This window comes from Shewanella khirikhana (assembly GCF_003957745.1).
GTDB lineage: Bacteria > Pseudomonadota > Gammaproteobacteria > Enterobacterales > Shewanellaceae > Shewanella > Shewanella khirikhana.
On the sequence record NZ_CP020373.1, the window covers coordinates 2,593,879 to 2,617,060 of the forward strand.

The window sequence follows — 23,182 nt, forward strand, 5'->3', positions numbered from 1 at the left end:
CATTTCCTAACACTAAACTCTGAAATTTAACACTGGCTTCTTTAGGATGATCCCATCGCAAATCAACCTAGCTAAAGTCAGCCAATGTTCTCATCTTATAAAAACAATAAAACCTTTCTCGCCCTCAGCCTGATGATGGCTTTGGGCACTGCTCCGTCACTGGCCATCGCCGATACCACCAAGACCGCTGCCGAGCAGCAGGCACTGTCTGCATCTGAGCAGGCCAACGCCCTGTTCGAGACCCTGTTTATGGAAAACGTGATGGCCAGTCCAATCAGCCAAACCATGCTGGGCATCAAAGGCGCCGACTATGGCAAATGGGATGAAATCAGTGAAGCGGCCAGCGAACAGGAACTGGCGCGGGCCAAATCTCAGCTGGCACGCCTTCAGGCCGTTAATCCAAGCGAGCTGGATGAGCAGACGGCCCTCAGCTTAACCCTGGCAATTCAGCGGCTGGAAAATCAGATTGCCGACCACAAATGGCGCCTGCACAACTATCCGGTAAACCAGATGTACGGCGTGCACTCGCTGACTGCATCAATACTTATCAACCAGCATATGGTCGACAACATCGACGATGCCAAGGCTTACATCAGCCGCCTCAATGGCGTACCACAGCGCTTTGCTCAGCTTAAGGATGCGCTGGAACTCAGAGCCGCCAAGGGCATCATAGCGCCCAAGTTTGTATTCCCCCATGTAATCAACGACAGCAACAACATCATCAAGGGTGCCCCGTTTGAAAACGGCGCCGACAGCACCCTGTGGGCCGATTTCAAGCGTAAAGTCGAAAAGCTGGAGATCACCGATGCCGAGCGCGCTGAGCTGTTGTCCCAGGCCGAGGCGGCACTGAAAAACGCGGTTAAACCGGCCTACAGTGATCTGATAACTTATTTGGGCACCCTGGAAGCACGTGCCGACAACAAAGATGGCGTGTGGAAGCTGCCTGACGGCAATGCCTTCTACAACAATGCCCTCAAGCGCACTACCACCACGGATATGGATGCCATCGCTATCCACGAGCTGGGGCTTAAGGAAGTGGAGCGCATTCACAATGAAATGCGCGACATCATGAAAGAAGTGGGCTTTAAAGGCAGCCTGAAAGACTTCTTTATCTTCATGCGCAACGATGAGCAGTTCTACTATCCGGAAACCGATGAAGGCAAAGCAGCCTATATCAACGATGCCAAGGCCCTGATTGACAACATGTCATCACGCCTCGATGAAGTCTTTGCCATCAAACCTAAGGCTGGGCTTATTGTGAAGCCGGTTGAGTCGTTCCGTGAAAAAAGCGCCGGTAAGGCCTTCTACAGCCAGCCCTCTCCCGACGGCAGTCGCCCCGGCACCTACTATGCTAACCTCTACAGCATGAAGGCCATGCCCAAGTACCAGATGGAAGCCCTGGCCTACCACGAAGGCTTGCCCGGCCACCATATGCAGATTGCCATTGCCCAAGAGCTGGAAGGTCTGCCCAAATTCCGCCGCTTCGGCAGCTATACCGCCTATGTTGAAGGCTGGGGCCTGTACACCGAGTACTTCCCACGGGAAATGGGCCTGTACCAGGACCCATACTCCAACTTTGGCCGTCTGGCCATGGAGTTGTGGCGCGCCTGCCGCCTGGTGGTGGACACAGGGATTCACGCCAAAAAATGGACCCGCGAGCAAGGTATTTCCTACTATGTGGAAAACACCCCCAACGCCGAGTCTGATGCGGTGAAAATGGTTGAGCGCCATATTGTAATGCCTTCCCAGGCCACCGCGTACAAGGTGGGCATGAACCGCATTCTGGATATGCGCGCTTACGCCAAGAAGTCACTTGGTGAAGACTTTGATATCCGTGAATTCCACACCCTGCTGCTGAAAAACGGCCCGCTGCCATTGGATGTGCTCGAAACCAAGGTACAGGCCTGGGTGCAGGACACCAAGGCACGCGCCGCCAAGCTGTAACGGCTGCCCCAAAGGCGGCAACTGCCGCCGAATAAACAAAAAGCCCGGGCTCTGACCCGGACTTTTTGTTTGGCGCGCCAATAAAAACCGTTTGGAAAGCTTACCGATAAGGCCACAGAAAAGGCTGATGAAAGCCCGCACAAAACACATCAGGGCAATCACAACAGGCATAGGGACTATTACAAAAGGACAAGACCACAAGACGAAAAAAAGCCACAACCTGGGTTGTGGCTTTTTTTCTGGAAGCTTGAGTCATCCTGGCGTATGCCGCAATGACAGCCGTTTCCATTTGGCGCCCTGTGTGCCGCTCATTATTATCGTTCGGCGGCTTGTAGGGTACAGGGTGCTTAATCTGTTCCATCACAAAATCAGTCTGGCCATAAAAAATCACCCCGGCATGACGTCCGGGGTAAACCAAAAAACTAGGATGATGGTTTCAAAGCCGGACCGGTTTTAATAATAAACTCTGCCGGCATTGTCTTGGGACTGCTTATCGCGTGATCTGCGCATCAACAGCGGAAGGGGTCATTTCCCCTGTCGATACGGGCTCAGATCGCCCCAATCCAATTGGCATCCATTGTATTAATTCATGAACAGAGTGCAAGTGATGTAGGAAAAACTGCTTAAGCGGATACTAAAAAACCGGCCCTTTAGACCGGTTTAATACTTTTGCTAAACGTTTGATTATTTGTGAATTAATTGGATTTTTGCCACCCAGATCACAGCATTATCCGTTTTCACAAACAATGAATTTATAAAATCATCGACGTTCGGCGTACAGTTCCTGATAAGGCGCATCCCAATAAGGTGGAGTACCAATATGATTTTTGATGAAATCGATAAAGGAGCTCACCTTGGGCGCCAGGTGCTTACGGCGCGGATACACGGCCTGCAGCGGCAAGTGGTGAGTCAGCTGCCAGTCGCGCAGCAGCGGCACCAGAGTCCCCTTTTGCACTTCATCTTCCAGCAGATAGCTCGCCAGATACACCACACCCAAACCGCTTACGGCAGCCGACTTCAGCGCCGGGGCGTTATCCACCCGGAAGTTACCTGAAACACCAATCTCGCAGTAATCATCACCACGCTTGAACTGCCACACGCTGTGTTCGTGCCACTCACCGTGATACACAAGACAATTGTGATCAACGAGCTGCTCTGGGCGGGTCGGCTCGCCATGGCGGGCGATGTAATCCGGGGAAGCCACCAGTAAAAACTGACACTTCATCAGCGGCCGCGCCACCATACCCAGCGGCAATTGCTCTGACATGGTCAGCAGCAAATCCAGCCCCTCACTGACCACATCCACCTTGTGATCCAGCAAGCTCACCTGCAGCTCAAGCTCGGGGTGACGGGTCATAAACTCAGGCAACGCAGGAATAATGTGCATGGTCCCGAAGGACTGGGAAATCCCCACCTTGAGCACACCACGGGTTGCATCATTGAGATTGTGAACGCTGGCAACGGCCTGATCGGCATCCCGCAGCAGCTCTTCGCCCTGCACATACAGCAGATGACCTGCCTCGGTCAGACTCAGGCTGCGGGTGGTGCGCTGAATAAGTTGCACGCCCAGCTTATGTTCAAGATCAGCCACCTGGGTGCTCACCTTTGACTTGGAAATCCCGAGTTTCCTCGCCGCTGCGCTAAAGCTTCCCGCCCTGGCAACATGGGTGAAAATGGCAATGGGTTCTAACAGTTCTAACATGAAGGTGGCCTTAAGCTATGTTCGGCGAGCTCAGCTCGGACCGGGGCCAAAGCTCAGACAAACCAATGATAATCAATCAGATATACCAAAAAAGCACGTTAAGGTAGAGTCAGTGAATCCCGGAGAAACCCGAGTTTTTTGTTATTTTTTAGCAGTATAACAAAAATCCGCTCGCTGTCTCCACTTCTGCCGTGGCCCAAGCAGCAACAGGAGAATAAAAAAACGGCCCCAGGGGATGGGGCCAAACGTTCAAGGAATGAACCAAGGAATGTCAGTTAAAAATCTTGCTGAGAAATGCCGCTGAAATTCAGTTACTCACAACATACTTGCCTTACATCTGTTACTCGCGCAGCGCCTCTTGTTTGGCGTCGGCCAGCTCAAGCTTGGACAGCTCAGGCACCTTGGCCCTAAGCTCGCTCTCGAGGGCTACCAGAGTTTCAAACTCGTCGCACATCTTGTTGGCACGGGCTTCCAGGGTGCTGGCCTGAGCTTCCATTTCACGCTCAATCTGCTCGCCCATGGCTTCCATTTTCTGACCAAAGGCTTCCATCTTGGCCTCGAAGCTGTCGCCTTCTGAAGACAGGATTTCGGTGCCGAGACGAACCATCAGGGTGCCTACGGACTCCTGCACCAGGTTTTCGATTTCCTGCTCGAACTCCTTGTCGAACACCTCATCGATGGAGCCATCGGTTACGCCTATGTAGTAGCTGTCACCGTTCTTGTGCATCACTTCGCCAAGGCGCTCGTTTACGTTGTCCATCAGCTCACCTACGCGGTTGCCGGTATCTTCACCCAGCAGCGGCGTCAGCGCCGTGTTTACTGCCTGACTGGCAAGCCCCACAGCTTCGGTCACCAGGGAGACGAACTCTGGCACCTGACGGGCCACGCTGTCGGCGTAGCTGTCGACCAGCGCGCGCTGCTCGGCAGTCAGGGCAACTTCTTTGCCTTCCACATACAATTTGCCGGGTTCGAAGCGATAAAACTCATCCCCTTTCTGGCTCAGCACCAGCTTTTGAGGCTCAAGAGAAATGTCATAATTCAGGTTCACATCGCAGCTGTCGTTGCTGATCCCGTGGGCCATGGCAGGCACCACGGCGGTCACGCCAATCAAAGTTGCCAAAGCTACACCGGTAACAAGAGTCTTGGTTTTCATCGCATCTATCCTTGCCTTTGTAAGTTATATGGCTTGATATAGCGAAGGTCGTGCCAACTTTCACAATTCAATGATTAATAAGGAATTAATATAATTTCAATGAAGATGAGCTGAATCAAAGCAAAGACAGGCGTGAGCTAAATCACTAAAAAGTGATTTTTTTCACCAGTTACTGAGAAAGATAACAAAAAGCGATTTCCTGCGATGGGGAGTCATATCCGCAAATCAGGAAATCGCCTTTAAGATTCGTAGCTGTAATTGAGCGAAGGGCAGAAAACCCCAAAAGAAAGGCTCAGAAAATCGAGCGCCCCAGCTCCTCGGCAAGCAGCTCCAGCAAGCGGGTACCCGCAAGGCTATTGCCGCTGGCATCCAGCGCAGGAGACCAGACGCACACCGCCATATCCCCGGGAATAACCGCGATAATACCGCCGCCCACGCCACTCTTGCCGGGCATACCGACACGGTAGGCAAACTCACCGGCGCCATCATAGAGGCCCGATGTTGCCAGCAGCGCGTTCAGGCGCTTGGTCTCTGTGGGGCTGACTATCTCGCGTCCATCCAGGGTCATGCCCTTGTTGGCAAGATAAATCATCGCCCGGGACAAATCGGCGCAGCTCATCGACAACGAGCAATAGTGGAAATAGCTTCTGAGCACCTTGTCCACGTCGTTGTGGAAGTTGCGGAAGGACTTCATCAAATAGGCAATAGCGGCGTTACGGGCGCTGTGCTGGTACTCGGAGGCGGCCACCACCTTGTCGTAGCACACAGAGCTGTTACCGCTCATCATCCGCACCACTTCCAGCATCCGCTGTTTGGGTGCGCCAAGGCGGCTTTGCAGCATATCGGCAATCACCAGCGCCCCGGCATTAATAAAGGGGTTACGGGGAATGCCCCGCTCAAGCTCAACCTGCACCAGCGAGTTGAACGAGTGCCCGGACGGCTCTTTACCTACCCGCGACCAGATCTCGCTCTCTTCGTAGAGCATCATGGCGCCGGTGAGGCTGAATACTTTGGAAATACTTTGAATCGAGAATGGCTCTTGCCAGTCACCGGCCCCAATGGTGGTGCCATCGAGACTGGTTATGGCAATGCCGAGCTTGTGGGGTGAAACCCGGGCAAGGGCCGGAATATAATCCGCCACCTTGCCCTGTCCGAGCAACGGCCTGACTCTGGCGACCAGCTCGTCAAGCAGTGCCTGCTCGGCCATCAATTAATCCCACCAGAGATCGTAAAGCTCAGACACTTCCACATCGGATACCGGCAGGGTATCGAAGAAGGCTTTTACGGCTGCGCGGTCTTCATCGGTGCACTTGCCCAGGGCCTGAGTGGCAACAATGCCTTCCCATTCCTTGTGGCCGCCGCCGTGGAAGCCCAGCTTGCGGGGCTCAATCACGTCGTCGATAAACTTATCCACCAGCGCATCAATGTCGGCTTCGCTGACGCTGTCGTTAAATACCCAGCGTACGTCAAAACCCAGTTCCTGGAACTCATCCACTCGCAGCTTTTTACGCAGACGGGCGCTACGGTTCTTGGCCATGTTTCTTCCCTCTTTGGTTGATGGAAATAATTGATTATTCAACGCGTTCGAACATGAGATCCCACACCCCATGGCCCAAACGGTGACCACGGTTTTCAAACTTGGTCAGTGGGCGATGATCCGGGCGCGGAACATAGTCGTTGGTTTCAGACTGGTTTTTATAGCCTTCGGCAGCGCTCATCACTTCCAGCATATGCTCGGCATAGTTTTCCCAGTCGGTGGCCATATGGAATACACCGCCGATTTTGAGCTTACGGCGTAAAAGCTGCACAAATTCAGGCTGTACGATACGGCGCTTGTGGTGACGCTTTTTGTGCCATGGGTCAGGGAAGAACAGCTGCACCCGGGCCAAAGAGCCATCGGCAATAGCGTTTTCCAGCACTTCCACCGCATCGTGGTGATACACCCGCAGGTTACTGACCCCAGCCGCACCGGCATCACCGAGGCAGGCGCCTACGCCAGGCTTGTGCACTTCAATACCGATAAAGTTAAGCTCGGGGGCGTTGGCCGCCATCTCCACCAGAGAAGCGCCCATGCCAAAGCCAATTTCCACTACTGTGTCGGCTTCACGGCCAAAGGCCTCGGCAAAATTCACAGGCTCAGGGCTGTATTCCAAACCCATGGTGGGCCAAAAACTTTCAAGGGCCTTGGCCTGGCCTGTGGTCAGGCGACCTTCACGCAGAACAAAGCTGCGTATTTTGCGAAGATATACGCCATCCTCGTTAAATTCTGCGGTGGTTACTTCACTCATTGCTGCCTCGCATCTGCCCGCAACCCAAGGCCTCACGTGCGCTGGATTGCAGACAACTTAAAACACTATTCAAAAAGGAAGGGGCATTATCCAAAGTTATCCCTTGAGCGCAAGCCCCGAAGCTGAAAAAGTATACCAGCAGCAGCGCCTGCTGACAGCCTGAATTCCCAGCCGTTTTCATAACGCTTTTTGACAGCCTGCTGCGTCCGGCTTGTCCCTTAGGCGCTGCGAGGCTACACTGCCCGCCAATCCTTAGCATCACACTCAGGTATTCAGGAGCGGTTCACACCTTCCATGGCAGCAACTCACCCCAGCGCCTCCTTTGGCGAGCGCATTATCAACTGGTACGACAAACACGGCCGCAAGAGTCTGCCGTGGCAGCAAAATAAGACGCCTTATAAAGTGTGGGTGTCGGAAATCATGCTGCAGCAAACCCAGGTGGCCACTGTTATCCCCTACTTTGAGCGCTTTATGGCGAGCTTCCCCACGGTAAGCGACCTAGCAAACGCCCACGAAGATGAAGTGCTGCACCACTGGACCGGCCTTGGCTACTACGCCCGCGCCCGTAATCTGCATAAGGCTGCACAAATTATCCGCGATGAGCACGGCGGCGAGTTTCCCACCGATTTTGACGCAGTGCTGGCCCTGCCCGGCATTGGCCGCTCCACCGCAGGTGCAGTGCTGTCGCTCTCTTTGGGGCAACATCACCCCATTCTCGATGGCAATGTAAAAAGAGTGCTGGCGCGCCACGGCGCCATCGAAGGCTGGCCCGGTGAGAAGCGTGTTGATACCGCCCTGTGGCAGCTCACCGAAGCGCTGACGCCAAAGGAAGATATTCAAAAGTACAATCAGGCGATGATGGATATGGGCGCCAATGTCTGCACCCGCAGCAGCCCAAGATGCGGCGATTGCCCGGTCGCCATTGACTGCCGGGCCCAGCTTGCCGGTCGCCAGACTGAGTTCCCCGGCAAAAAGCCGAAAAAGACCATTCCCGCCCGCGAAGGCTGGATGCTTATTCTGCAGCAGCAAGACACGGTCAAGCTTATCAAGCGGCCACCCAGCGGAATTTGGGGTGGCCTCTGGTGCTTCCCGCAGTTTGACAGCCAGCAGGCGCTCAATGATTTTGTCCAGGCCAATGGCTTTGATAGCGATAAGCTTGCCCTGCTCGATGGCTTTCGCCACACCTTCAGCCACTTTCACCTCGACATTCAGCCGGTAAAGCTGCGCCTTGGCAGCCCCCAGGCTGAGGCGCTTATCATGGAAGATAACCTGAGTCTCTGGTATAACCTCCTCCAAGGCGAAAATCTTGGGCTTGCCGCCGCCACCGAGCGCATTCTGGCGAGCCTTGTAAGCGAACTTAAGCAAGAATCCGGCGGCAACGCTGCCGCCAACAAGGAGTAAAACATGGCCCGTACCATTCAGTGTGTCTATCTGGGTAAAGAAGCCGAAGGTCTGGATTTCCAGCTCTACCCCGGTGAACTCGGCAAGCGCATTTTCGACACCATCAGCAAAGAAGCCTGGGGAGAGTGGCAGAAAAAGCAGACCATGCTTATCAATGAGAAGAAGCTCAATATGATGAATATGGAGCATCGCAAGCTGCTCGAAGAGCAAATGCAGCTGTTCCTGTTCGAAGGCAAGGATGTTGAAATCGAAGGTTATGTTCCACCCAAGCCGGAATAACCTTGGGATGATTCAGTAACATCCCTTTTATGCCATCCTCTAAATGGCATGACCCTAAAGGCCCTCGCGGGCCTTTTTGCTATCTGCGATAGCGGGCTGTTTTGAATTTGCGTCTTTCCCCTATCAAACGGTCTGCTTGGCAGTATCAATTTCCACCAAGCTTGGTTATCTTAGCGGATATGCCTGATATCTATATCAATTCAGCCAGCGGGCCGACAATACTGCAAAGCCGTGGCATTCAGCTAAATACCCAGTCAAGGCAGGTCTGCATTGATGGCGAGGCCGTGAATATCAATGGCCTAAGTTATCGCCTGCTGGAGGTGTTCTTGCTCAATCCCGCCAAGCCGCTGCCCACAGAGCAGCTTACCAAGCTGGTGTGGAACAAAGACTTTGTCAGTGACGATACCCTTGCCCAGCGGGTATCCCTGCTTAGAAAAGCCCTCGGCGATGTGGGCCGTGATGCCATAGAAGCCGAGCGCGGTGTGGGTTATATCTGGCTTGGGGAAGTCACCTCGGCATCCGCTGAAGCGCCCAAACCTCCAAGCGTTGCCGGTCTGGCCTCAGCCGCCCCTGTGCATGCGCAAACAGCCACCAAAGGAGAAAAGCGGTATTGGCCTGTAGTAATGGCGGCTGCGCTGATGTGCGCCCTGGCCCTCTTTGCCTGGGTTAACTGGCAATCGGCCACCTTTGATAGTGGTTCAGGCTTAGGGAGAATGAGTAACAACCAAGAAGCTGCCGACTTACCTGTGCTGCTGCAAAAGGCCGGGCAATTTGCCAACCAGCACACTGCGGCGGGTAATCTGCTGGCAATAGAGCTCTATCGGCAGTTTTTAGCCGGTGCACCGAGCCAGCAGCAAGCACAGATTGGCCTTTGTAAGGCGCTGCTGGAGCGGGTGGCCAAGTTCGATGGCAAGGCTGAACTGCTGGATGAAGCCGCCAGCCTTATCTCAGACCTTAAGCAAAACCCGCAGCCGGACGCCGAAATCCTCTGGCTCGAAGGCTACCATCAGGATGTGCTTGGCAATATTAATCAGGCCATTGCCAGTTACGAGCTGGCACTCGCAAAGCCCTCAAAGCTGCAAAGCCGGATAGCAGGCTCCCTCGCCTACCTCTACACCCAAAAAGGGCGGCTGTACGAGTCAATCAACCTCAATCTGTCGGCGCTGGCAGGCAACAGCCCTTACAAGTATCTGCAAATTGCCGAAGTGCTCTATCTGGCTGATGCGCCCCAGGCCGATGAGTGGATAGCGCTTGCCTACAGCCTGGCCCCCAACGACAACTTCACTTCGCTGCTCTATGCCAGGTCTTTGATGGTGAATAACCAATCTGCTGAGGCACTTGCGGCGATTGAAAAGCTGCACGCCCTGGATACTGCCACCGCCGACAGCCTGCTGTTACAGGCGCTGATTTCGATGCAGGCCGAGGACTGGCAAAGAGCAATGGCGCTGCTGGACAGCGCCATTTCGAAAGACAGCAACTCGGCCACCGCCCTTGCCCTGCGCTACTGGCTGCTAAAAACTGAGCCTGGAGCAGATACGCAGCAAACCAAGATGCCGCTGAAACCACAGATCAACCCCAGCCTGGATGGCTGGCCTAACCTCTTCATTGCCCAAAGCCTGCTGGACATCGCCGATGGCCATAACGAGGCCGCAATAGAGGCGCTGGAACAAGCGGCGCGGCTTGGCTATCTGGACCATAAGTTTATTGCCAGCCTGCCCCCTTTTAAAGGCCTGCTTCAGACAGGCGAGCTGCAAAAGGTGCTGGATCATATGGCCGATTTAAGTGCCCGCGAGCGCACCAAAATCGGCCTGATATCCCTGCCCTTGCCTAATCAACTAATGCAGGCAGCACAATAGCGGAAAAAATGCCCTGGGATTGTTTGTGCATGTAAGGCGTGTTGTAGGCCGTGGCCGCAATCACGGCCGCAAGCTTAAGCTCAGGCACAATAAACAGATAGTTACCACCATTGCCAGCTGCCGCGAAGGCATTGATTGTTTTGCCCTTTACCTCATAGGGAAACTGCCAGAAGGTGAGGCCATAGCTGGCATTCAGCTCAGGCATAGACTCAGAATAGGCCGCGAGGCTCTTGGCAATCCACTCGGCGGGCAGCAACTGTTTGTCGCCCCAGCGGCCCTTGTTCAAAATCAGCTCGCCAATTTTCAAAAAGTCCCGCGGCGCTATCCGCAGTCCGCCGCCCCCCTGGGTAATGCCAGTGGCCGAATACAGCCACTGGGTTTCGCCCACTCCAATGGGTTTTAGCAGCGCCGCGTCGGCGTAATCAGACAATCGCTTGCCTGACGCTCGCTCGATGGCCGCCGCGGTAATGGAAATGCCTGCGGTGCAGTATGAAAAGTCACGGCCGAAGGGCTGCTTATCCATCGGTGCTTCCCAGGGCGGATTAGCCCGTGACGGCAAATCGAAGAAGAATCGTAGCCAGTCTTTACGCAGATACATCCGCTCTTCATTGCCTGCCGAGAAGTTATTCATATCGTCACATTCGAGGGGGTTGGTCATCGACAGCAAGTCGAAAAAGCTCATCGCCGACTTCTCAGTGCTGGGGTACAGCAGGGGGTCATAGTCTTTAAACAGCGGCAATACCTTATCGTGCTCTGAATTAAAATAGCCATCGTGCAGCGCAACCCCAAACATCAAGCCAGTCAGACTCTTACTGGCGGAGCGAAAGTCATGCAGGCCATCCGCCTTGGCGCCATTGTAGTAGGACTCATGCACCAATCTGCCCTGGTGCATCACTATCACGCTGCTTAACAGCTTCGGCTCGGATGCCAATATCTGCGCCCCAATGTTCAGCTTGTCGCTTATCACATGTGCTTTGGCGGCTTCAGTTTGCTGCCGGGCGCCTTGCTGAGATACATCAGTTGCAGCAGCTTCGGCCGCAGCGGCTTTCGCTATCAGACCAGATCCTGTCATAGCTCCGATCATAGTTTCAGGGGTAATGGCTGCTATGCCCAGCGCGGCAACCACCATTATCAACAGGCTGTTTCGTATCATATTATCTTCCTTCGGATTAGCGAGACTCACAGCTTAGGGACAAACTGGCCTGAAGGGTCTTAAAGGTTTCTGAAGATTGTTGAAGGACGACCAAGAACGGACTTTTTAGTTTAAAGTCAGATACATACAAAGTTATGGCGCGTACTTTGTAGTGTGCTACATAAAGTGTTTCAGCGGATATTGTGCAAGCTACATTTCAGGTTGCTCGCCTTTCTTCAATTAAATATGCTCAGTACCAGTCAAACACCTTGAGCACTTGGGCCATGCAGCCGGCGGTTTTATTTAAATGAGTTTGTTGATTATGGGTAAAGCGAAACTCTGGGCAGTTTCATTCGCGCCACTTCTGGCGCTAAGCCTGTTTTCATCCGTTGCCCTGGCAGAGGAAATATTCCCTCAGGCTCAACGTTTGCTGGATAAATACAGCCAAAGCAATCTGGTAGCTAACGGCAGCGTGTACCAACTTGGGCTCTACTATAGGGGAGAAGGAACCCCATACGAGCGCGGGCTGACACTCGTGAATAACAGTGGCTCGCCGCTAATGAGTTACGTAGAACTTGAACTATCTGAGCAGCAACAGCAGTTCCTGTGTGAATTTGAGCAACTCGAGTGTCAAAAGGCGCTGCTCGCGATATCCGCACTGGCCCACGAGGCTATCCAACAAAACCAAGAAATATTCGATGAATATCAGGGTGTTTACGCCTATCGATACTTCGACTCGATTTCAATCTCGACAGCCGCAGACAGCTACCAATTGTTTGACCCGGAACTTATGGGGCTCAATATTCAAAAGATAAATCTGGTTAACTTGCTCAACCTGCTCCGGGCTGGCGACGAAGCGCAGGCGGTCAACAACTTCAAAATAATCATTGAGCATGCGCTTTTGATAATGGCGCAATCGCCCTACCTGAATGAAAAAATAAAGTCACTGTTGATCCTGGATAGTGCCATTCATCTCTTCCCCTACCTGTATCAGCAAACAAAGGACAAACATCTCTGGGGCGATATCGAAAAGATATTCAAGCCCGTCACCGAAGCCATACTGGCCGAGGAAGATGTATACGATCTCGAATTTGCCAGTCAGGTTTACCTGATGGATAAGATGATTTCTGAAAACAACCTGGATAAAAACGACAACATGATCGACTACCTGAATCACAAGCTTGCTTTCAATCGAAAGAAAACTATCAACCTGATGTACGAATGTACCGTCATGGGCATAAAGAATGAAGAACTGCTCCAGCGTTGGAGCTTTATCAATTACAACACAGACAATAACCCCCACTTGGTATTGGATATTTTAAATCCCGTAGGCTCACTCTTAGCCATGACATCCAGACCAAGGTTTGTCTCCTTCGCTGAAGATATTACAAAGATCCGAACAAGGGGATTTTTGATAAATTTATTCTACTCCAACCGAAAGACCGAACGGTTTGATGGGCGCTCATACTCCTATGAAACCATTGAAAATAATAAGGTATGTCTGCTCGAAGAAGGCAACACCACAGAGATCTGCCTGAATATTCCTGAGTTATGAATACAAATAAAATTCGCCGCTTTTCTTCACTTACTGAACGTCAGCCAGATATCGGCAACCCAAATCCGGGGAGAGCCCTTGGTGTTGATGGTATATTTCTCAAATTCTACAGATGACACCTGATACCCAGTCTTTTGCAGCTCTGTTTCTATGCTCAGGTATAACTCTGTTTCTTTAAAGGCAGCGGAGAAGTTGGTTAGCAGTGGCCGCAGCGCGGGGTTGTGCAGATTCCCTGAAGATCCCAGCGCAATCTGCAACTCGGCAGGAATTTTCTTGTGATAGTAACTCAGCAGTTCGGCGTTAGTCTTATCGGAAAAGTGTCCGAGCAGCCGGATAACCACAACATCCGCTTCCAGATTGATATCCCGGATAGCTTCAGCAAACGGCCGCCCTGTCTGAGTTCCATAGCTAAGCTGGATCAACGCAGATTGCGCCCTCGCGTCATAAGCACCAAACTCAAATAACTCCGCCTCTGCCACAGCGGAAATCAGAAATATGCTCAGAATGTACCCAAATCGTTTCATGGCTTAGATACCGACCCCCACTCTCTTGGACGGGGCAGTTTATCACCCCTTGATGAGAAGTCGCTTTGCAAGCGACTGAAATCGAAGCCTTCCAGGCTTCACCCGGGGAAAGGGGGCAGTATCGACTTGCAATTGCATCCATGCAAAAGAGCCAGTTCGCCTCCATGCCTCTCGCTCATAAGCGCTCTCACGAGCTCCAATCCCCCAGCGACCCCAGACGAATCGGACGACAACATGGATGTTGGAGGTAGAACAACGCAGGGAGCAGTTGTCGAAAGCCCCTTCGGGCTTATGCTGAAAATTGGCTAACGCGCCAGACGCTCGAATTTACGTCCCTATAAATCCACCTCAGCTCGGCTTTCCTTGCCTCGCGCTCATTAGCTTGTCGCTTCGCGACATTCGCCCCTTCTCGACTGGCGCTGCTTCGGCCGCTTCGATGGGGCAAAAGCGGTGCAACCTTCAAGCAAAAAGTTGTGCCTGCCCTATCTTTCTTATCATTCCATTACGAATTCCCTAGTATAAGTAGCCATACTTTTTAAATACCTTAGCTTCTTTCCTTTCCAGAAAAATCACTTTTGCGCATTGATCTTCTACTGGAAAGGCTAAGAACTCTCCGCTAGTAATTTTTTTTGAAATCCTCTTCATTTTTTTATGAAAATCACCACTAAACCAGTCGGAGTCTTGTTTAAAGCTCCATCTTACTGATTTATTATTTAACTCCCCAATTACATATGCCTTTTCTGAATCCCAGTCTATTTTTGATTTAATATTTTTCGCTTTCAAGGAACCGTTGGTTATTGAGCAATATTCCATCAACAAATCTCTATACGAAAAATCATCACCTACACATTCACAATCAAACATTAAATAATTCTCTGGGTATTTCTGTTGTAGAAATAAAAACACTTCACTCGAGGTTTTCAAATGAGACAAATCTATTCCCAAATCATCTTTGACGGTATTTTTAAATTTATCAAAATTTGTTTCTCTAAAATTTTCAGAAACTCGCCTAGAAATCGAATTCCTTATGGAAGGAATCATTAAGACAACCATAACGGATAAATAAGCTATCAGCATAGCTGTTGACCATGTAAATTTGAACTCTGAAAAATTCTCTAAAGTAAGACCTTCAGAGATTGAATACGTCACTCCTATAATAAAAAGTGAATTGAAGATCATGGTCGCCTCAAGAAATGCATCAAATAAAATGTGTATCAAAGGCTTGTCATCATCAACACCTAGAAGTGTGATTGTAGATGCGAGAAATAAGCAAATACTCTCGAAAAGAAAATAAGCAGAAAAAATCAAATAGACAATCCATTGCAAACCGAAACCTACAAAGGATATTTCTTTGGTAAGGTAAATAATGCCTATGCAAACGATACCAATACACATTTTTAAAACTGTAGCAACAAAAATGCCTTTAGTACTATAGTTAGCGTCAGAAACTCCCTTATTACCGACATCTTTTCCTTCTTCCATATTTACTCCATTAATTTAAAGTAATCCACTCTAGATATACTGACCTTTCCTCGAGACTATCACCAACACCTTGATGAGATTTTCACGGCGAGCAATGGGACATCCTAAACACTTACTACACAAACTGACAAGGCACTGAAGAGAAACGGGACATCCTAAACACTTACTACACAAACTGACAAGGCACTGAAGAGAAACGGGACATCCAAAACACTTACCACACAAACTGACAAGGCACTACTCCTCTCGAATACCTACAGTTCCAATGGTGATTGTCATAAAACCTATCGAAAAATCAGACGACTCAGGGATATAGAGTTAAAAAGGCTGATTTACACTCAGACAAACCGCAGGCTTGTGCCTGTTTAAGTGAAGAGTGAAGAAAGAACCAACTTGCCAAGTTAACAGGGATGAATAGCTTCGCTTTGTCGCTTACCCCGACACCATTTACCGCCAGATTTAGCCTTCATGGCACACATCGCATCCCAGCGGCCGCTCAGTCCACTATATTGGCGGCGAAACTCCTTGGCTGAGGTTATCCAGGCATCATCACTGATACCAAGTTCTGCCAATAGCTTTGGCCTTGAGGAGTCGATAAAACCACGCTTGTCTTGCCGCACCGCGCGGCCAGTCCAATCAATCAGCTCAAGGTAATCGGCAAAGTGAAACGGGATATCCGTTTGCTCGGCGGCTGTGACTGCACCATCAAATTGAAGCAATGGCTTAAGTGAGAGGTTTGCAGGTTTAGTTTCTGCAAGTTCTTCAATTCGCTCCTGAATCGATGTGTAATCAGAGCCTTGCAGCGAGTCAGCTATGCCTGCCCGTATCGGATTTAAGTCTACATACATCATGCAGGCGAGCAGTGCTTGCTCATCCAGCAGCGCCTGAGATTTGAAGCGCCCCTCCCAAAACACACCCTTGCAACCGTCTTCCCGATTGGCCTTGCGGGCGATTTCTTCATTTAGACAGCGCATAAACCAACTGATACTGCCAAGTCGCTCCTGCCAATCACAAACCAGGCTATCGAGCAGTATTCTTTCACCTTCGACTAACTTGTCCCCCTTGAGGAATTTTGCCGCTACAGGGTTACCGCAAAAAAGCCGAGTCCAACGCTCTATCACCTCAAATTGAGATAAGGATTGTTGAGCCGCCACATCAATTTTCAGCACCAGATGATAGTGATTGGACATCACCGCATAGGCGCACACATCAATGCAGAATATGGACGATAACTGCCTGATTTTATCCACTATCCAGCCTCGCCTATGCTCATAACTTCGACCAGAAAGCACATCTTCGCCACACAAAAACGCCCTTCTAACACAGCGATTAATCACATGGTAGAAGGGCGTACTTTCAGCATCTATTAACTGGCGACGGGCGGTAGTCATAGCAAGCCTCAACGGTTAAAAACAGGTACTTCAAAGCCTAGTCGAGGGTATGCAAAACATCCAAAAGGTTTGGCTGTCCCTTCTTTTCTTCCACACAAAAACGCCCTTCTAACACAGCGATTAATCACATGGTAGAAGGGCGTGCTTTCAGCATCTATCAACTGGCGACGGGCGGTAGTCATAGCAAGCCTCAACGGGTTCAAAGCAGGTACTTCAAAGCCTAGTCGAGGGTATGAAAAACATCCAAAAGGTTTGGCTGTCCTTTCTTTTGTGCGATTGATCCATCTGCTTTAACATCGTATGTTTTTACCGATGGGGATTTTCCTTTTTTGTGCCTCTTTGCACTTATGAATGCCACACCTTCTTTTAAATCAGCGCGATCTGAAAAGTGAAAATCTGATGCTCTCAAATCAATTGTAAATGGTTTTAGGCGTAGAAATTTCAAAATAGCAAACACTACAGTCAACACTGCAGCTATAAACTTCATTGTTAGAATTATCGCATCTAGGTTGTCAGCTCCAACAAAGTTTACAACCTCTCGTGCAAGTGAAGCCAACGTACCGATAATTACGGCTACGATAAAAACCCAATCAATCTCATCCAAATTCATTTAATATTTCCTGCGCCTAACATTTTATTCATACGACCATGCAAGGTTACCCAAGCTTGTAAGCTTGCCCTACCTTGCAAGGTAGCTCTATTCATCATCAACGACTCAGCTGCCGGGGCTTGCTCCCCCTACCCCGCGTGTCGTCAGACACGCTTATTCCCCCTCGAAGCCGCTTTGGCTGTTGGGCTGAGTGAAACGAGTGAGCCGAGACAGGGACGTCGAGGCAGCGTCAGTCGAATCATGGATGAGCGTCTGACGCGTTGGTCGTTTTCAGCCCGGAAAGCCAAAGTGCCCGGCTTCGTCGGGGCGTCTTTTGGGTTGCAAGGGGCTTTGGACGAGCAAAGCCCCTTGCCCCGGTGAAGCCTGGAAGGCTTCGGTTTTCAGTCGCTTGCAAAGCGACTCTTTCATACCGACCGAGTCAGATAGCCAACCCGCAGGGTTAAACCCTGCAAAAAGCGATTAAAATAGGTTCAAGGCAGCGCCCTGAAAAACCACGTATCGGGTGAGAAGAAGTAAGGAAAGGAATAAACATCTGCAATCCCTTGCTGCCGCGCACGCATAAACGCTAAAACCACCAACACCACAGTGGAAAACCACTGTCAGTACCCAATTAATTAAGAGACACCTTAACCATTGTTTTAATTGGCAATTAATAAAAAACACTCTATAGAGCGATACTAGCGTATGACGTTTTAACCAGCAAGCCCAAGCACCATGGTTGTAGAAACAGCGGATAAGCAAATAGATGAACTGATTGATGAAGTGAAGATTTGCTGAACTGAAGACTTGAAGGGATGATAACGCCGAAGAATGCCGCCCTGCCGTCGGCTAAACGGCCCCATACCTCGGGGCTCGCCTGTTTGCTGAACACTCCGAATGACAACTCCGAATGGCTATTCCGAATACCCTTTACGAACCAGGGAGAAACCCACAACACACTTGGAAATGCCCTGACCATCCAGATACCTGAACGCCACCTTCACATTCGGGTTATCCAAGGCCCGTTGCAGCATCGCAATCTGATCGTCGTTCAGCACCCGGGTACCGCAGGACGTACCACCCCAGCGGTATTCCTCATAAACACCGGTTGCTATCTTGGTCAGTGCCTTACCGTGATACTGCAGGAAGGTGTCGGCACTTTGGGTGTTAACCTCCAGAAAAACCAAAGGAAACGCCTCAGTATCCACGTCTGCCTGTACGCCTGTGGCTAACAGCCCTGAAATCATAGCTGCCGACACGCCAATCATTTTTGCCGGTTTCATTTTGACCTCCATTTTATCTGCTCCTGATAAACCAGATTAAAGGTAGGTCTGAAGTAGTAGATTCGCCAGTTTACCAGCGACGCAGCGCCGTTTACCAAACAGCGCTGTGCCACTTGCAAGATACTGAAAACGACTGTGCGGCTGCCCCTGCAATCGCCCGGGGCAAGTCAGTCTTTTTCGCCTTTATAACCAGTTACCATGGCCTTCACCAGATTCTCGCCGTGGGCGCGGGACGACAGGAATACCCCGCCCACATGCAGTATGACCAACAGCAGGGTGAAGTTGACAAAGAACTCATGAATTTCTTCCCAGAACTCCTCGGCTTCGCTCTCGGCGCCTTCATGGTCATGGAAGTCGCCCACCGAGGCATAGGCTTGCCGGTTGTGCCCGTCGTTGCCAAAGGCGCTTTGATGATGGTCATCGTCATCATCATCCTTGCCTGCTGCTGGCTGCTTGATGGCGATATCTGGCTGAGCTGCAAGGGTTGGCGCCATCTCGCTTTGAGCCATATCGGTTTGAACAATGTCGGTTTGACTATTGCCGTCGCTTTGAGCGATGCCGGTTTGGGCAAAAGGCCCCTCACCTTCATAGCCAAGGATTTTAAGGCCGCTGAAACCGGTGGCGAGTATAGATGCAAGCAGCATCAACACCATCAGGCCGCCAGCCGGGTTGTGGCCTTCATACCGTGGCCCAGCATCTCGGCCATCGCCTCCCAGCAGCCCCTTGAGGTAACCAAAGGCGGCAACCGGGGAGCGGACAAAGTCGCTGAATCTCGCGTGCTTGGTACCAATAAAGCCCCACACCAGCCGCATCAGGATAAGGCCAAGGATGAAATAGCCACTGGCCACGTGCAGGCTTTGCAGCTCATCGCCACTGAAGTAGCTCACCACAAAGGCGATAACCAGCGACCAGTGGAAGGTTCTGACAAAAATGTCCCAAACGTATTTTTTCTCTTGCATGACACTGACTCCTGTGTGATGTCTAAAAAAGCCCTGCTGCTATTGCGGTTTTCCGTGGCTGCCCGGTAAAAGTTCACCCGCAGCAGGGCTTGGATAATCGGCGCCGTAAGGCTCTATGCGATAAGCGGATTATCTGCCTGCGAATGGCCAGATACATTGGGCAAACGCCTGACTGACAAGCCTTTAGGACATTTGCCGGATACATCAAAGAGCCAAAAATCTGGCCAAAACAGCGATAACAGAGGAATTGAGGACAACCAATGCCAAACCGCGACACCTTGACCATAGGGCTGCTGCTATTGGTGATTTTTGCCAGTGGTCAGGATCTTTATGCCGACTTAAGCCAAGGGGCTTCCAGGGCGCACCTGTTTCAGGAAGGCGCGCTGTTGCTGCTGGCTACCCTGATGTTGGGTTGGATCTTAAACAGCCACCATAGGCAAAAGACTGAGATAGCGGCGCTGAAACAGGCGCTGGATGAAGCCCGCAATCTGCCGCTGCCACAGGATGAAGGCCTGATAGATGTCAGGCACAGATTATCGGAGGTGATAGCACTGCAATTTCAGCGCTGGGAGCTATCCCAAAGCGAGAAAGAAGTGGGGCTGCTGTTACTTAAGGGCTTGTCACTGAGAGAAATTGCCCTGCTGCGTGGCACCGCCGAGAAGACCATTCGCCAGCAGGCCTCGGCGGTGTACAAAAAGGCCGGAGTCAGCGGCAGACATGGCTTTGCCGCCTGGTTTATTGAGGATTTTCTCTAAGGAAGGTGCGAATAAGTCCCGTGCTTGCTCTGCGTGTGCTTAGAGTGGATAGATGCAAGGCACAGTTCGCAGCGAATGGCCCTAGTCCTTCGCAAGAGCTGTAACGCAGCAGATACCGCTGTAAGCCACGCCCTCTGGGGCTTTGATAGCAACACCATTTCGGCGTTATTCAACTTCAGCAGGCCTCAGCATGCCCTCAGTTGAATGCCTTGAACTGTCGCTGCTATCAAAGCCAGAGCTGTGCGACGACTTGTTCGCACCTTCCCTAAGCCTTCACCAACAAAGCGCTGTGCCGTCGTAGGCAAGGAAGCTGCCACTGTCGCTAACCTTGGCATTGGCAATAATGGTAATTAAATCAGCCGCTACCCGCTCGGGTAAGAACAGCTTGCCCTCGGGTACATTGGCCTGAAACGGCGCGGATAAGCGTGTTTGGGTGGTGCCGGGATGCAGCGCCAGCACCACGCCCTGTTTCAGGCTGCGCTGCCACTCCACCGCCAGGGTTTTAATCAGCATATTGAGTGCCGCCTTGGAGGCCCGATAACTGTACCAGCCGCCCAGGCGGTTATCACTGATGCTGCCAACTTTGGCGGAAAGCACCGCCAGTCGCGGCGCAGCGCTGGACTTTAATTTTGCACTGAAGTGCTTGGCGAGCAGCAAAGAAGGCAAGGCGTTCACTTTTATATTGTGCAGGAAAAAATCCGCATCAAACTGCGACAGGGACTTTTCCGGCCCCCTGCTGGCGGTGTGCAGCATACCTGCGCAGTTAATAAGCCAGTCCAAACTGTCAAAGCTTGCGCTTAGTGCCTGAATTTCGGCCTCATCGGTTACATCGAGCCTGTGCCAGCGAACACCGGGAATCTGCTCGCTGTTGGGCGGAATGCTTCTTGTGTAAAAAGTTGCGTGCACCTCGGTATCTGGAAACCTTGCCATCGCCTCTTTGACCATGGCACTGCCAATACCGCCGCTGCCGCCCACAATCAAAATCTTCATCACAGTCGCTCCAGGTCGGCAATATACTGTTCGGCCGTGGCCAGAATCGCGCTGCGCTGCGACTCAGTCATTTTGTACCAGCTGGCGAAAATCATCCCCAGCCGATGGTTGGCGCCAAGGCGCTCTTTATGTTTATCCATAAAGCGCCAATACAGGCTGTTAAAGGGGCATGAGCCCGCGCCGCTTTTGGCCTTGATGTTGTAATGGCAGTCCTGGCAGTAATCACTCATCTTGTTGATATAGGCGCCACTGGCGGCATAGGGTTTGGTGCCCACAATGCCGCCATCGGCAAACAGCGCCATGCCTCGGGTGTTGGGCATCTCGACCCATTCAATGGCATCCACATAGATGCCCAGATACCAATCGTCCACCTGCGTAGGGTCGATGTCGGTGAGCAGGCAAAAATTGCCGGTGATCATAAGCCGTTGAATATGATGGGCATAGGCATAATCCAGTGATTGCCCTATGGCGCGGCGCATACAGTTCATGCGGGTATCGCCACTCCAGAAATAGTGCGGCAGCCGCTTTTGAGCGCCAAGGGCGTTAAGATTGGCGTAATCCGGCATATTGGCCCAATAGACACCGCGCACGTATTCCCGCCAGCCAAGAATTTGCCGTACAAATCCTTCTACCTGCGCCATATCGATTGCGCCGCTTGCTCCATCATTGCCGCAGGCCTCAAAGGCGCTGATGGCGGCATCTATCACCTCGGCCGGATGCAGCATTTTGCTGTTTATCGAAAAGGATAAGCGGCTGTGGTAAAGGCTCCAGGCGGACGGATGGTTTGCCGTCATCGCGTCCTGAAAACGGCCAAACTGCGGCAGGGAGTAACGGCAAAAATGAGCCAGCAGGGCCAGACTTTGCTGGCGATTGATGGGCCACAGCAGTGTGTGTGGTGTGGCCCGGGAGGCATGTTCAGACTCAAGTTCTGGTTCTGGCTCAGCGAATGTGGCGAAGAGGTCGCCACTGGCGTATGACTCACTTTCCATTGCGAAGCTTTGCCTTGCTCCGGGCTTAAGACTGCCGATGGTAACAATGCCATGGCGCTGCAGGCGCGCGACTATCTCGCTGATATCGTTTGTAAACTGCAAAGGCTGCGGCAAGTTTGCAATGTCGGGCGCTTTTAATTTATTGCGGTTGCTGGCATCGAAATTCCACTGACCACCGACGGGCTTGGCACCATCCATCAGAATGTTAAAGCGCTTTCGCATCCGCCGATAAAAGCTTTCCATCAGTATGTGTTTACCTTTGGGAAAGAGCGCATTTATCTCATCAAACGGCAGTAAAAAGTGCTCGCTTTCCACCATCTCGACTTGCACCCCAGGCGGCTCAAAGCTGCCAAGCTGCAACAGCAGCCGATACTCATCGGGGCGCTGATATTCAAAGCGACCGGCAGCTGTTATTTGCAGCACATGGCTTAAAAGCGCTGGCAGGTCGACAAATTCGGCGCTGTCGTCCAGGGTGAGGTGCAGCACCCTATGACCCGCTGCCTTAAGGCTTGTGGCAAAGTCCACCATGGCCGCGAAAAAGGCGCACACCTTCTGGATATGATGGGTAACGTAGCTGTTTTCCTGCTTAAGCTCAGCAATAAGATAGAGCACGCCATCATCGCGCTGACTGAACCAGGAGTGGTGACTCCCCAGCTGATCGCCAAGGAGTAATCGAAGCGTATGGAACTTAAAATCGCCCTTGGGGCTTTGGGGTAACATCGGGTTGTGGCTCATTCCGGCTGGGAAAGAAAGGCCACGACAAAGGGTAATCACAACCTGTGCAAAGGCGTTCGCAAAGGCAAAGGCGATGGCAAAAGCCGTGGCAGTCAGCAAAGATTACGAACCAGCGGCTGATATCGATCACCAAAGCGCTCCGCAGCACAGGCCAAGCCTGTTCAAAACAAACAGG

20 protein-coding genes and 1 pseudogene are annotated in these 23,182 nt (G+C 51.6%); 6 read left to right on the forward strand and 15 right to left on the reverse strand.

Annotation, left to right across the window (positions count from 1 at the left end; all coding sequences use genetic code 11):
• The first annotated feature begins 84 nt into the window (after window positions 1–84).
• Complete coding sequence (locus tag STH12_RS11265; protein ID WP_126167641.1) at window positions 85–1,944, forward strand: DUF885 domain-containing protein; 1,860 nt, start codon at window positions 85–87, stop codon at window positions 1,942–1,944.
• A gap of 760 nt (window positions 1,945–2,704) precedes the next feature.
• Here STH12_RS11265 and STH12_RS11270 read toward each other — a convergent pair.
• From STH12_RS11270 to trmB, 5 genes are all read right to left on the reverse strand, one after another.
• Window positions 2,705–3,646: a LysR family transcriptional regulator gene (locus STH12_RS11270; protein WP_126167642.1), complete on the reverse strand. Its 942-nt coding sequence runs from the start codon at window positions 3,644–3,646 to the stop codon at window positions 2,705–2,707.
• Between the two features lie 340 nt (window positions 3,647–3,986).
• Window positions 3,987–4,799, reverse strand: a complete 813-nt coding sequence (locus tag STH12_RS11275) for a YggN family protein (protein ID WP_126167643.1) — start codon at window positions 4,797–4,799, stop codon at window positions 3,987–3,989.
• 292 nt (window positions 4,800–5,091) lie between these two features.
• Entirely contained in the window at window positions 5,092–6,006 is a 915-nt protein-coding gene (glsB, locus tag STH12_RS11280) for a glutaminase B (protein ID WP_126167644.1), read from the reverse strand.
• A gap of 3 nt (window positions 6,007–6,009) precedes the next feature.
• Window positions 6,010–6,336: a YggL family protein gene (locus STH12_RS11285; RefSeq protein WP_126167645.1), complete on the reverse strand. Its 327-nt coding sequence runs from the start codon at window positions 6,334–6,336 to the stop codon at window positions 6,010–6,012.
• Window positions 6,337–6,370: 34 nt separating this feature from the next.
• Complete coding sequence (trmB, locus tag STH12_RS11290; protein WP_126167646.1) at window positions 6,371–7,087, reverse strand: tRNA (guanosine(46)-N7)-methyltransferase TrmB; 717 nt, start codon at window positions 7,085–7,087, stop codon at window positions 6,371–6,373.
• Between the two features lie 294 nt (window positions 7,088–7,381).
• Between trmB and mutY the strand changes: the two genes are divergently transcribed.
• From mutY to STH12_RS11305, 3 genes are all read left to right on the forward strand, one after another.
• Window positions 7,382–8,488, forward strand: coding sequence for an A/G-specific adenine glycosylase (gene mutY, locus STH12_RS11295; protein WP_126167647.1), 1,107 nt, complete (start codon window positions 7,382–7,384; stop codon window positions 8,486–8,488).
• Window positions 8,489–8,491: 3 nt separating this feature from the next.
• Window positions 8,492–8,767, forward strand: a complete 276-nt coding sequence (locus STH12_RS11300) for an oxidative damage protection protein (protein WP_126167648.1) — start codon at window positions 8,492–8,494, stop codon at window positions 8,765–8,767.
• A gap of 284 nt (window positions 8,768–9,051) precedes the next feature.
• Window positions 9,052–10,623: a winged helix-turn-helix domain-containing protein gene (locus tag STH12_RS11305; protein WP_164551195.1), complete on the forward strand. Its 1,572-nt coding sequence runs from the start codon at window positions 9,052–9,054 to the stop codon at window positions 10,621–10,623.
• Here the strand turns inward: STH12_RS11305 and STH12_RS11310 are convergent.
• Window positions 10,595–11,776: a serine hydrolase domain-containing protein gene (locus tag STH12_RS11310; protein WP_126167650.1), complete on the reverse strand. Its 1,182-nt coding sequence runs from the start codon at window positions 11,774–11,776 to the stop codon at window positions 10,595–10,597. The two genes, STH12_RS11305 and STH12_RS11310, sit on opposite strands and share 29 nt — an antisense overlap.
• A gap of 286 nt (window positions 11,777–12,062) precedes the next feature.
• Between STH12_RS11310 and STH12_RS11315 the strand changes: the two genes are divergently transcribed.
• Window positions 12,063–13,310: a hypothetical protein gene (locus tag STH12_RS11315; RefSeq protein ID WP_126167651.1), complete on the forward strand. Its 1,248-nt coding sequence runs from the start codon at window positions 12,063–12,065 to the stop codon at window positions 13,308–13,310.
• A gap of 26 nt (window positions 13,311–13,336) precedes the next feature.
• On the opposite strand, the gene STH12_RS11320 is transcribed toward STH12_RS11315, so the two are convergent.
• The 7 genes and pseudogenes from STH12_RS11320 to STH12_RS11350 all read right to left on the reverse strand — a co-directional run bounded on the left by STH12_RS11320 (window position 13,337) and on the right by STH12_RS11350 (window position 19,538).
• Complete coding sequence (locus tag STH12_RS11320; protein ID WP_126167652.1) at window positions 13,337–13,834, reverse strand: hypothetical protein; 498 nt, start codon at window positions 13,832–13,834, stop codon at window positions 13,337–13,339.
• A gap of 513 nt (window positions 13,835–14,347) precedes the next feature.
• The gene (locus STH12_RS11325; RefSeq protein ID WP_126167653.1) at window positions 14,348–15,316 is read right to left on the reverse strand and encodes a hypothetical protein; all 969 of its coding nucleotides are present in this window, start codon (window positions 15,314–15,316) and stop codon (window positions 14,348–14,350) included.
• A 401-nt stretch (window positions 15,317–15,717) separates the two neighbouring features.
• Window positions 15,718–16,707, reverse strand: a complete 990-nt coding sequence (locus STH12_RS11330) for a transposase (RefSeq protein WP_126167654.1) — start codon at window positions 16,705–16,707, stop codon at window positions 15,718–15,720.
• Between the two features lie 62 nt (window positions 16,708–16,769).
• Window positions 16,770–16,889 (reverse strand): annotated as a pseudogene (locus tag STH12_RS11335) (alpha-amylase family glycosyl hydrolase); the annotation flags it as partial.
• Between the two features lie 38 nt (window positions 16,890–16,927).
• Window positions 16,928–17,317, reverse strand: coding sequence for a hypothetical protein (locus STH12_RS11340; RefSeq protein WP_126167655.1), 390 nt, complete (start codon window positions 17,315–17,317; stop codon window positions 16,928–16,930).
• Window positions 17,318–18,210: 893 nt separating this feature from the next.
• Window positions 18,211–18,579: a hypothetical protein gene (locus STH12_RS11345; RefSeq protein WP_126167656.1), complete on the reverse strand. Its 369-nt coding sequence runs from the start codon at window positions 18,577–18,579 to the stop codon at window positions 18,211–18,213.
• 167 nt (window positions 18,580–18,746) lie between these two features.
• Window positions 18,747–19,538, reverse strand: coding sequence for a cytochrome b/b6 domain-containing protein (locus STH12_RS11350; RefSeq protein ID WP_126167657.1), 792 nt, complete (start codon window positions 19,536–19,538; stop codon window positions 18,747–18,749).
• Between the two features lie 260 nt (window positions 19,539–19,798).
• On the opposite strand from STH12_RS11350, the gene STH12_RS11355 reads away from it, so the two are divergent.
• The gene (locus STH12_RS11355; protein WP_126167658.1) at window positions 19,799–20,293 is read left to right on the forward strand and encodes a helix-turn-helix transcriptional regulator; all 495 of its coding nucleotides are present in this window, start codon (window positions 19,799–19,801) and stop codon (window positions 20,291–20,293) included.
• A gap of 273 nt (window positions 20,294–20,566) precedes the next feature.
• Here the strand turns inward: STH12_RS11355 and STH12_RS11360 are convergent, their stop codons facing one another.
• Both STH12_RS11360 and STH12_RS11365 read right to left on the reverse strand, forming a co-directional pair.
• Window positions 20,567–21,283, reverse strand: a complete 717-nt coding sequence (locus STH12_RS11360; RefSeq protein ID WP_126167659.1) for an SDR family oxidoreductase — start codon at window positions 21,281–21,283, stop codon at window positions 20,567–20,569.
• Window positions 21,283–22,992 carry a cryptochrome/photolyase family protein gene (locus STH12_RS11365; protein WP_237158595.1) on the reverse strand — a complete coding sequence of 570 codons (1,710 nt, stop codon included), beginning with the start codon at window positions 22,990–22,992 and terminating at the stop codon, window positions 21,283–21,285. The genes STH12_RS11360 and STH12_RS11365 overlap by 1 nt, the downstream gene beginning before the upstream one ends.
• Between the last annotated feature and the right edge of the window lie 190 nt (window positions 22,993–23,182).

Excerpts from the sequence above, each read along its gene's own strand:
- STH12_RS11265 (WP_126167641.1), top strand. The coding sequence starts at position 85 with ATGTTCTCATCTTATAAAAACAATAAAACCTTTCTCGCCCTCAGCCTG.
- STH12_RS11270 (WP_126167642.1), bottom strand. The coding sequence starts at position 3,646 with ATGTTAGAACTGTTAGAACCCATTGCCATTTTCACCCATGTTGCCAGG.
- STH12_RS11275 (WP_126167643.1), bottom strand. The coding sequence starts at position 4,799 with ATGAAAACCAAGACTCTTGTTACCGGTGTAGCTTTGGCAACTTTGATT.
- glsB (WP_126167644.1), bottom strand. The coding sequence starts at position 6,006 with ATGGCCGAGCAGGCACTGCTTGACGAGCTGGTCGCCAGAGTCAGGCCG.
- STH12_RS11285 (WP_126167645.1), bottom strand. The coding sequence starts at position 6,336 with ATGGCCAAGAACCGTAGCGCCCGTCTGCGTAAAAAGCTGCGAGTGGAT.
- trmB (WP_126167646.1), bottom strand. The coding sequence starts at position 7,087 with ATGAGTGAAGTAACCACCGCAGAATTTAACGAGGATGGCGTATATCTT.
- mutY (WP_126167647.1), top strand. The coding sequence starts at position 7,382 with ATGGCAGCAACTCACCCCAGCGCCTCCTTTGGCGAGCGCATTATCAAC.
- STH12_RS11300 (WP_126167648.1), top strand. The coding sequence starts at position 8,492 with ATGGCCCGTACCATTCAGTGTGTCTATCTGGGTAAAGAAGCCGAAGGT.
- STH12_RS11310 (WP_126167650.1), bottom strand. The coding sequence starts at position 11,776 with ATGATACGAAACAGCCTGTTGATAATGGTGGTTGCCGCGCTGGGCATA.
- STH12_RS11315 (WP_126167651.1), top strand. The coding sequence starts at position 12,063 with ATGAGTTTGTTGATTATGGGTAAAGCGAAACTCTGGGCAGTTTCATTC.
- STH12_RS11320 (WP_126167652.1), bottom strand. The coding sequence starts at position 13,834 with ATGAAACGATTTGGGTACATTCTGAGCATATTTCTGATTTCCGCTGTG.
- STH12_RS11325 (WP_126167653.1), bottom strand. The coding sequence starts at position 15,316 with ATGGAAGAAGGAAAAGATGTCGGTAATAAGGGAGTTTCTGACGCTAAC.
- STH12_RS11330 (WP_126167654.1), bottom strand. The coding sequence starts at position 16,707 with ATGACTACCGCCCGTCGCCAGTTAATAGATGCTGAAAGTACGCCCTTC.
- STH12_RS11340 (WP_126167655.1), bottom strand. The coding sequence starts at position 17,317 with ATGAATTTGGATGAGATTGATTGGGTTTTTATCGTAGCCGTAATTATC.
- STH12_RS11345 (WP_126167656.1), bottom strand. The coding sequence starts at position 18,579 with ATGAAACCGGCAAAAATGATTGGCGTGTCGGCAGCTATGATTTCAGGG.
- STH12_RS11350 (WP_126167657.1), bottom strand. The coding sequence starts at position 19,538 with ATGCAAGAGAAAAAATACGTTTGGGACATTTTTGTCAGAACCTTCCAC.
- STH12_RS11355 (WP_126167658.1), top strand. The coding sequence starts at position 19,799 with ATGCCAAACCGCGACACCTTGACCATAGGGCTGCTGCTATTGGTGATT.
- STH12_RS11360 (WP_126167659.1), bottom strand. The coding sequence starts at position 21,283 with ATGAAGATTTTGATTGTGGGCGGCAGCGGCGGTATTGGCAGTGCCATG.
- STH12_RS11365 (WP_237158595.1), bottom strand. The coding sequence starts at position 22,992 with ATGTTACCCCAAAGCCCCAAGGGCGATTTTAAGTTCCATACGCTTCGA.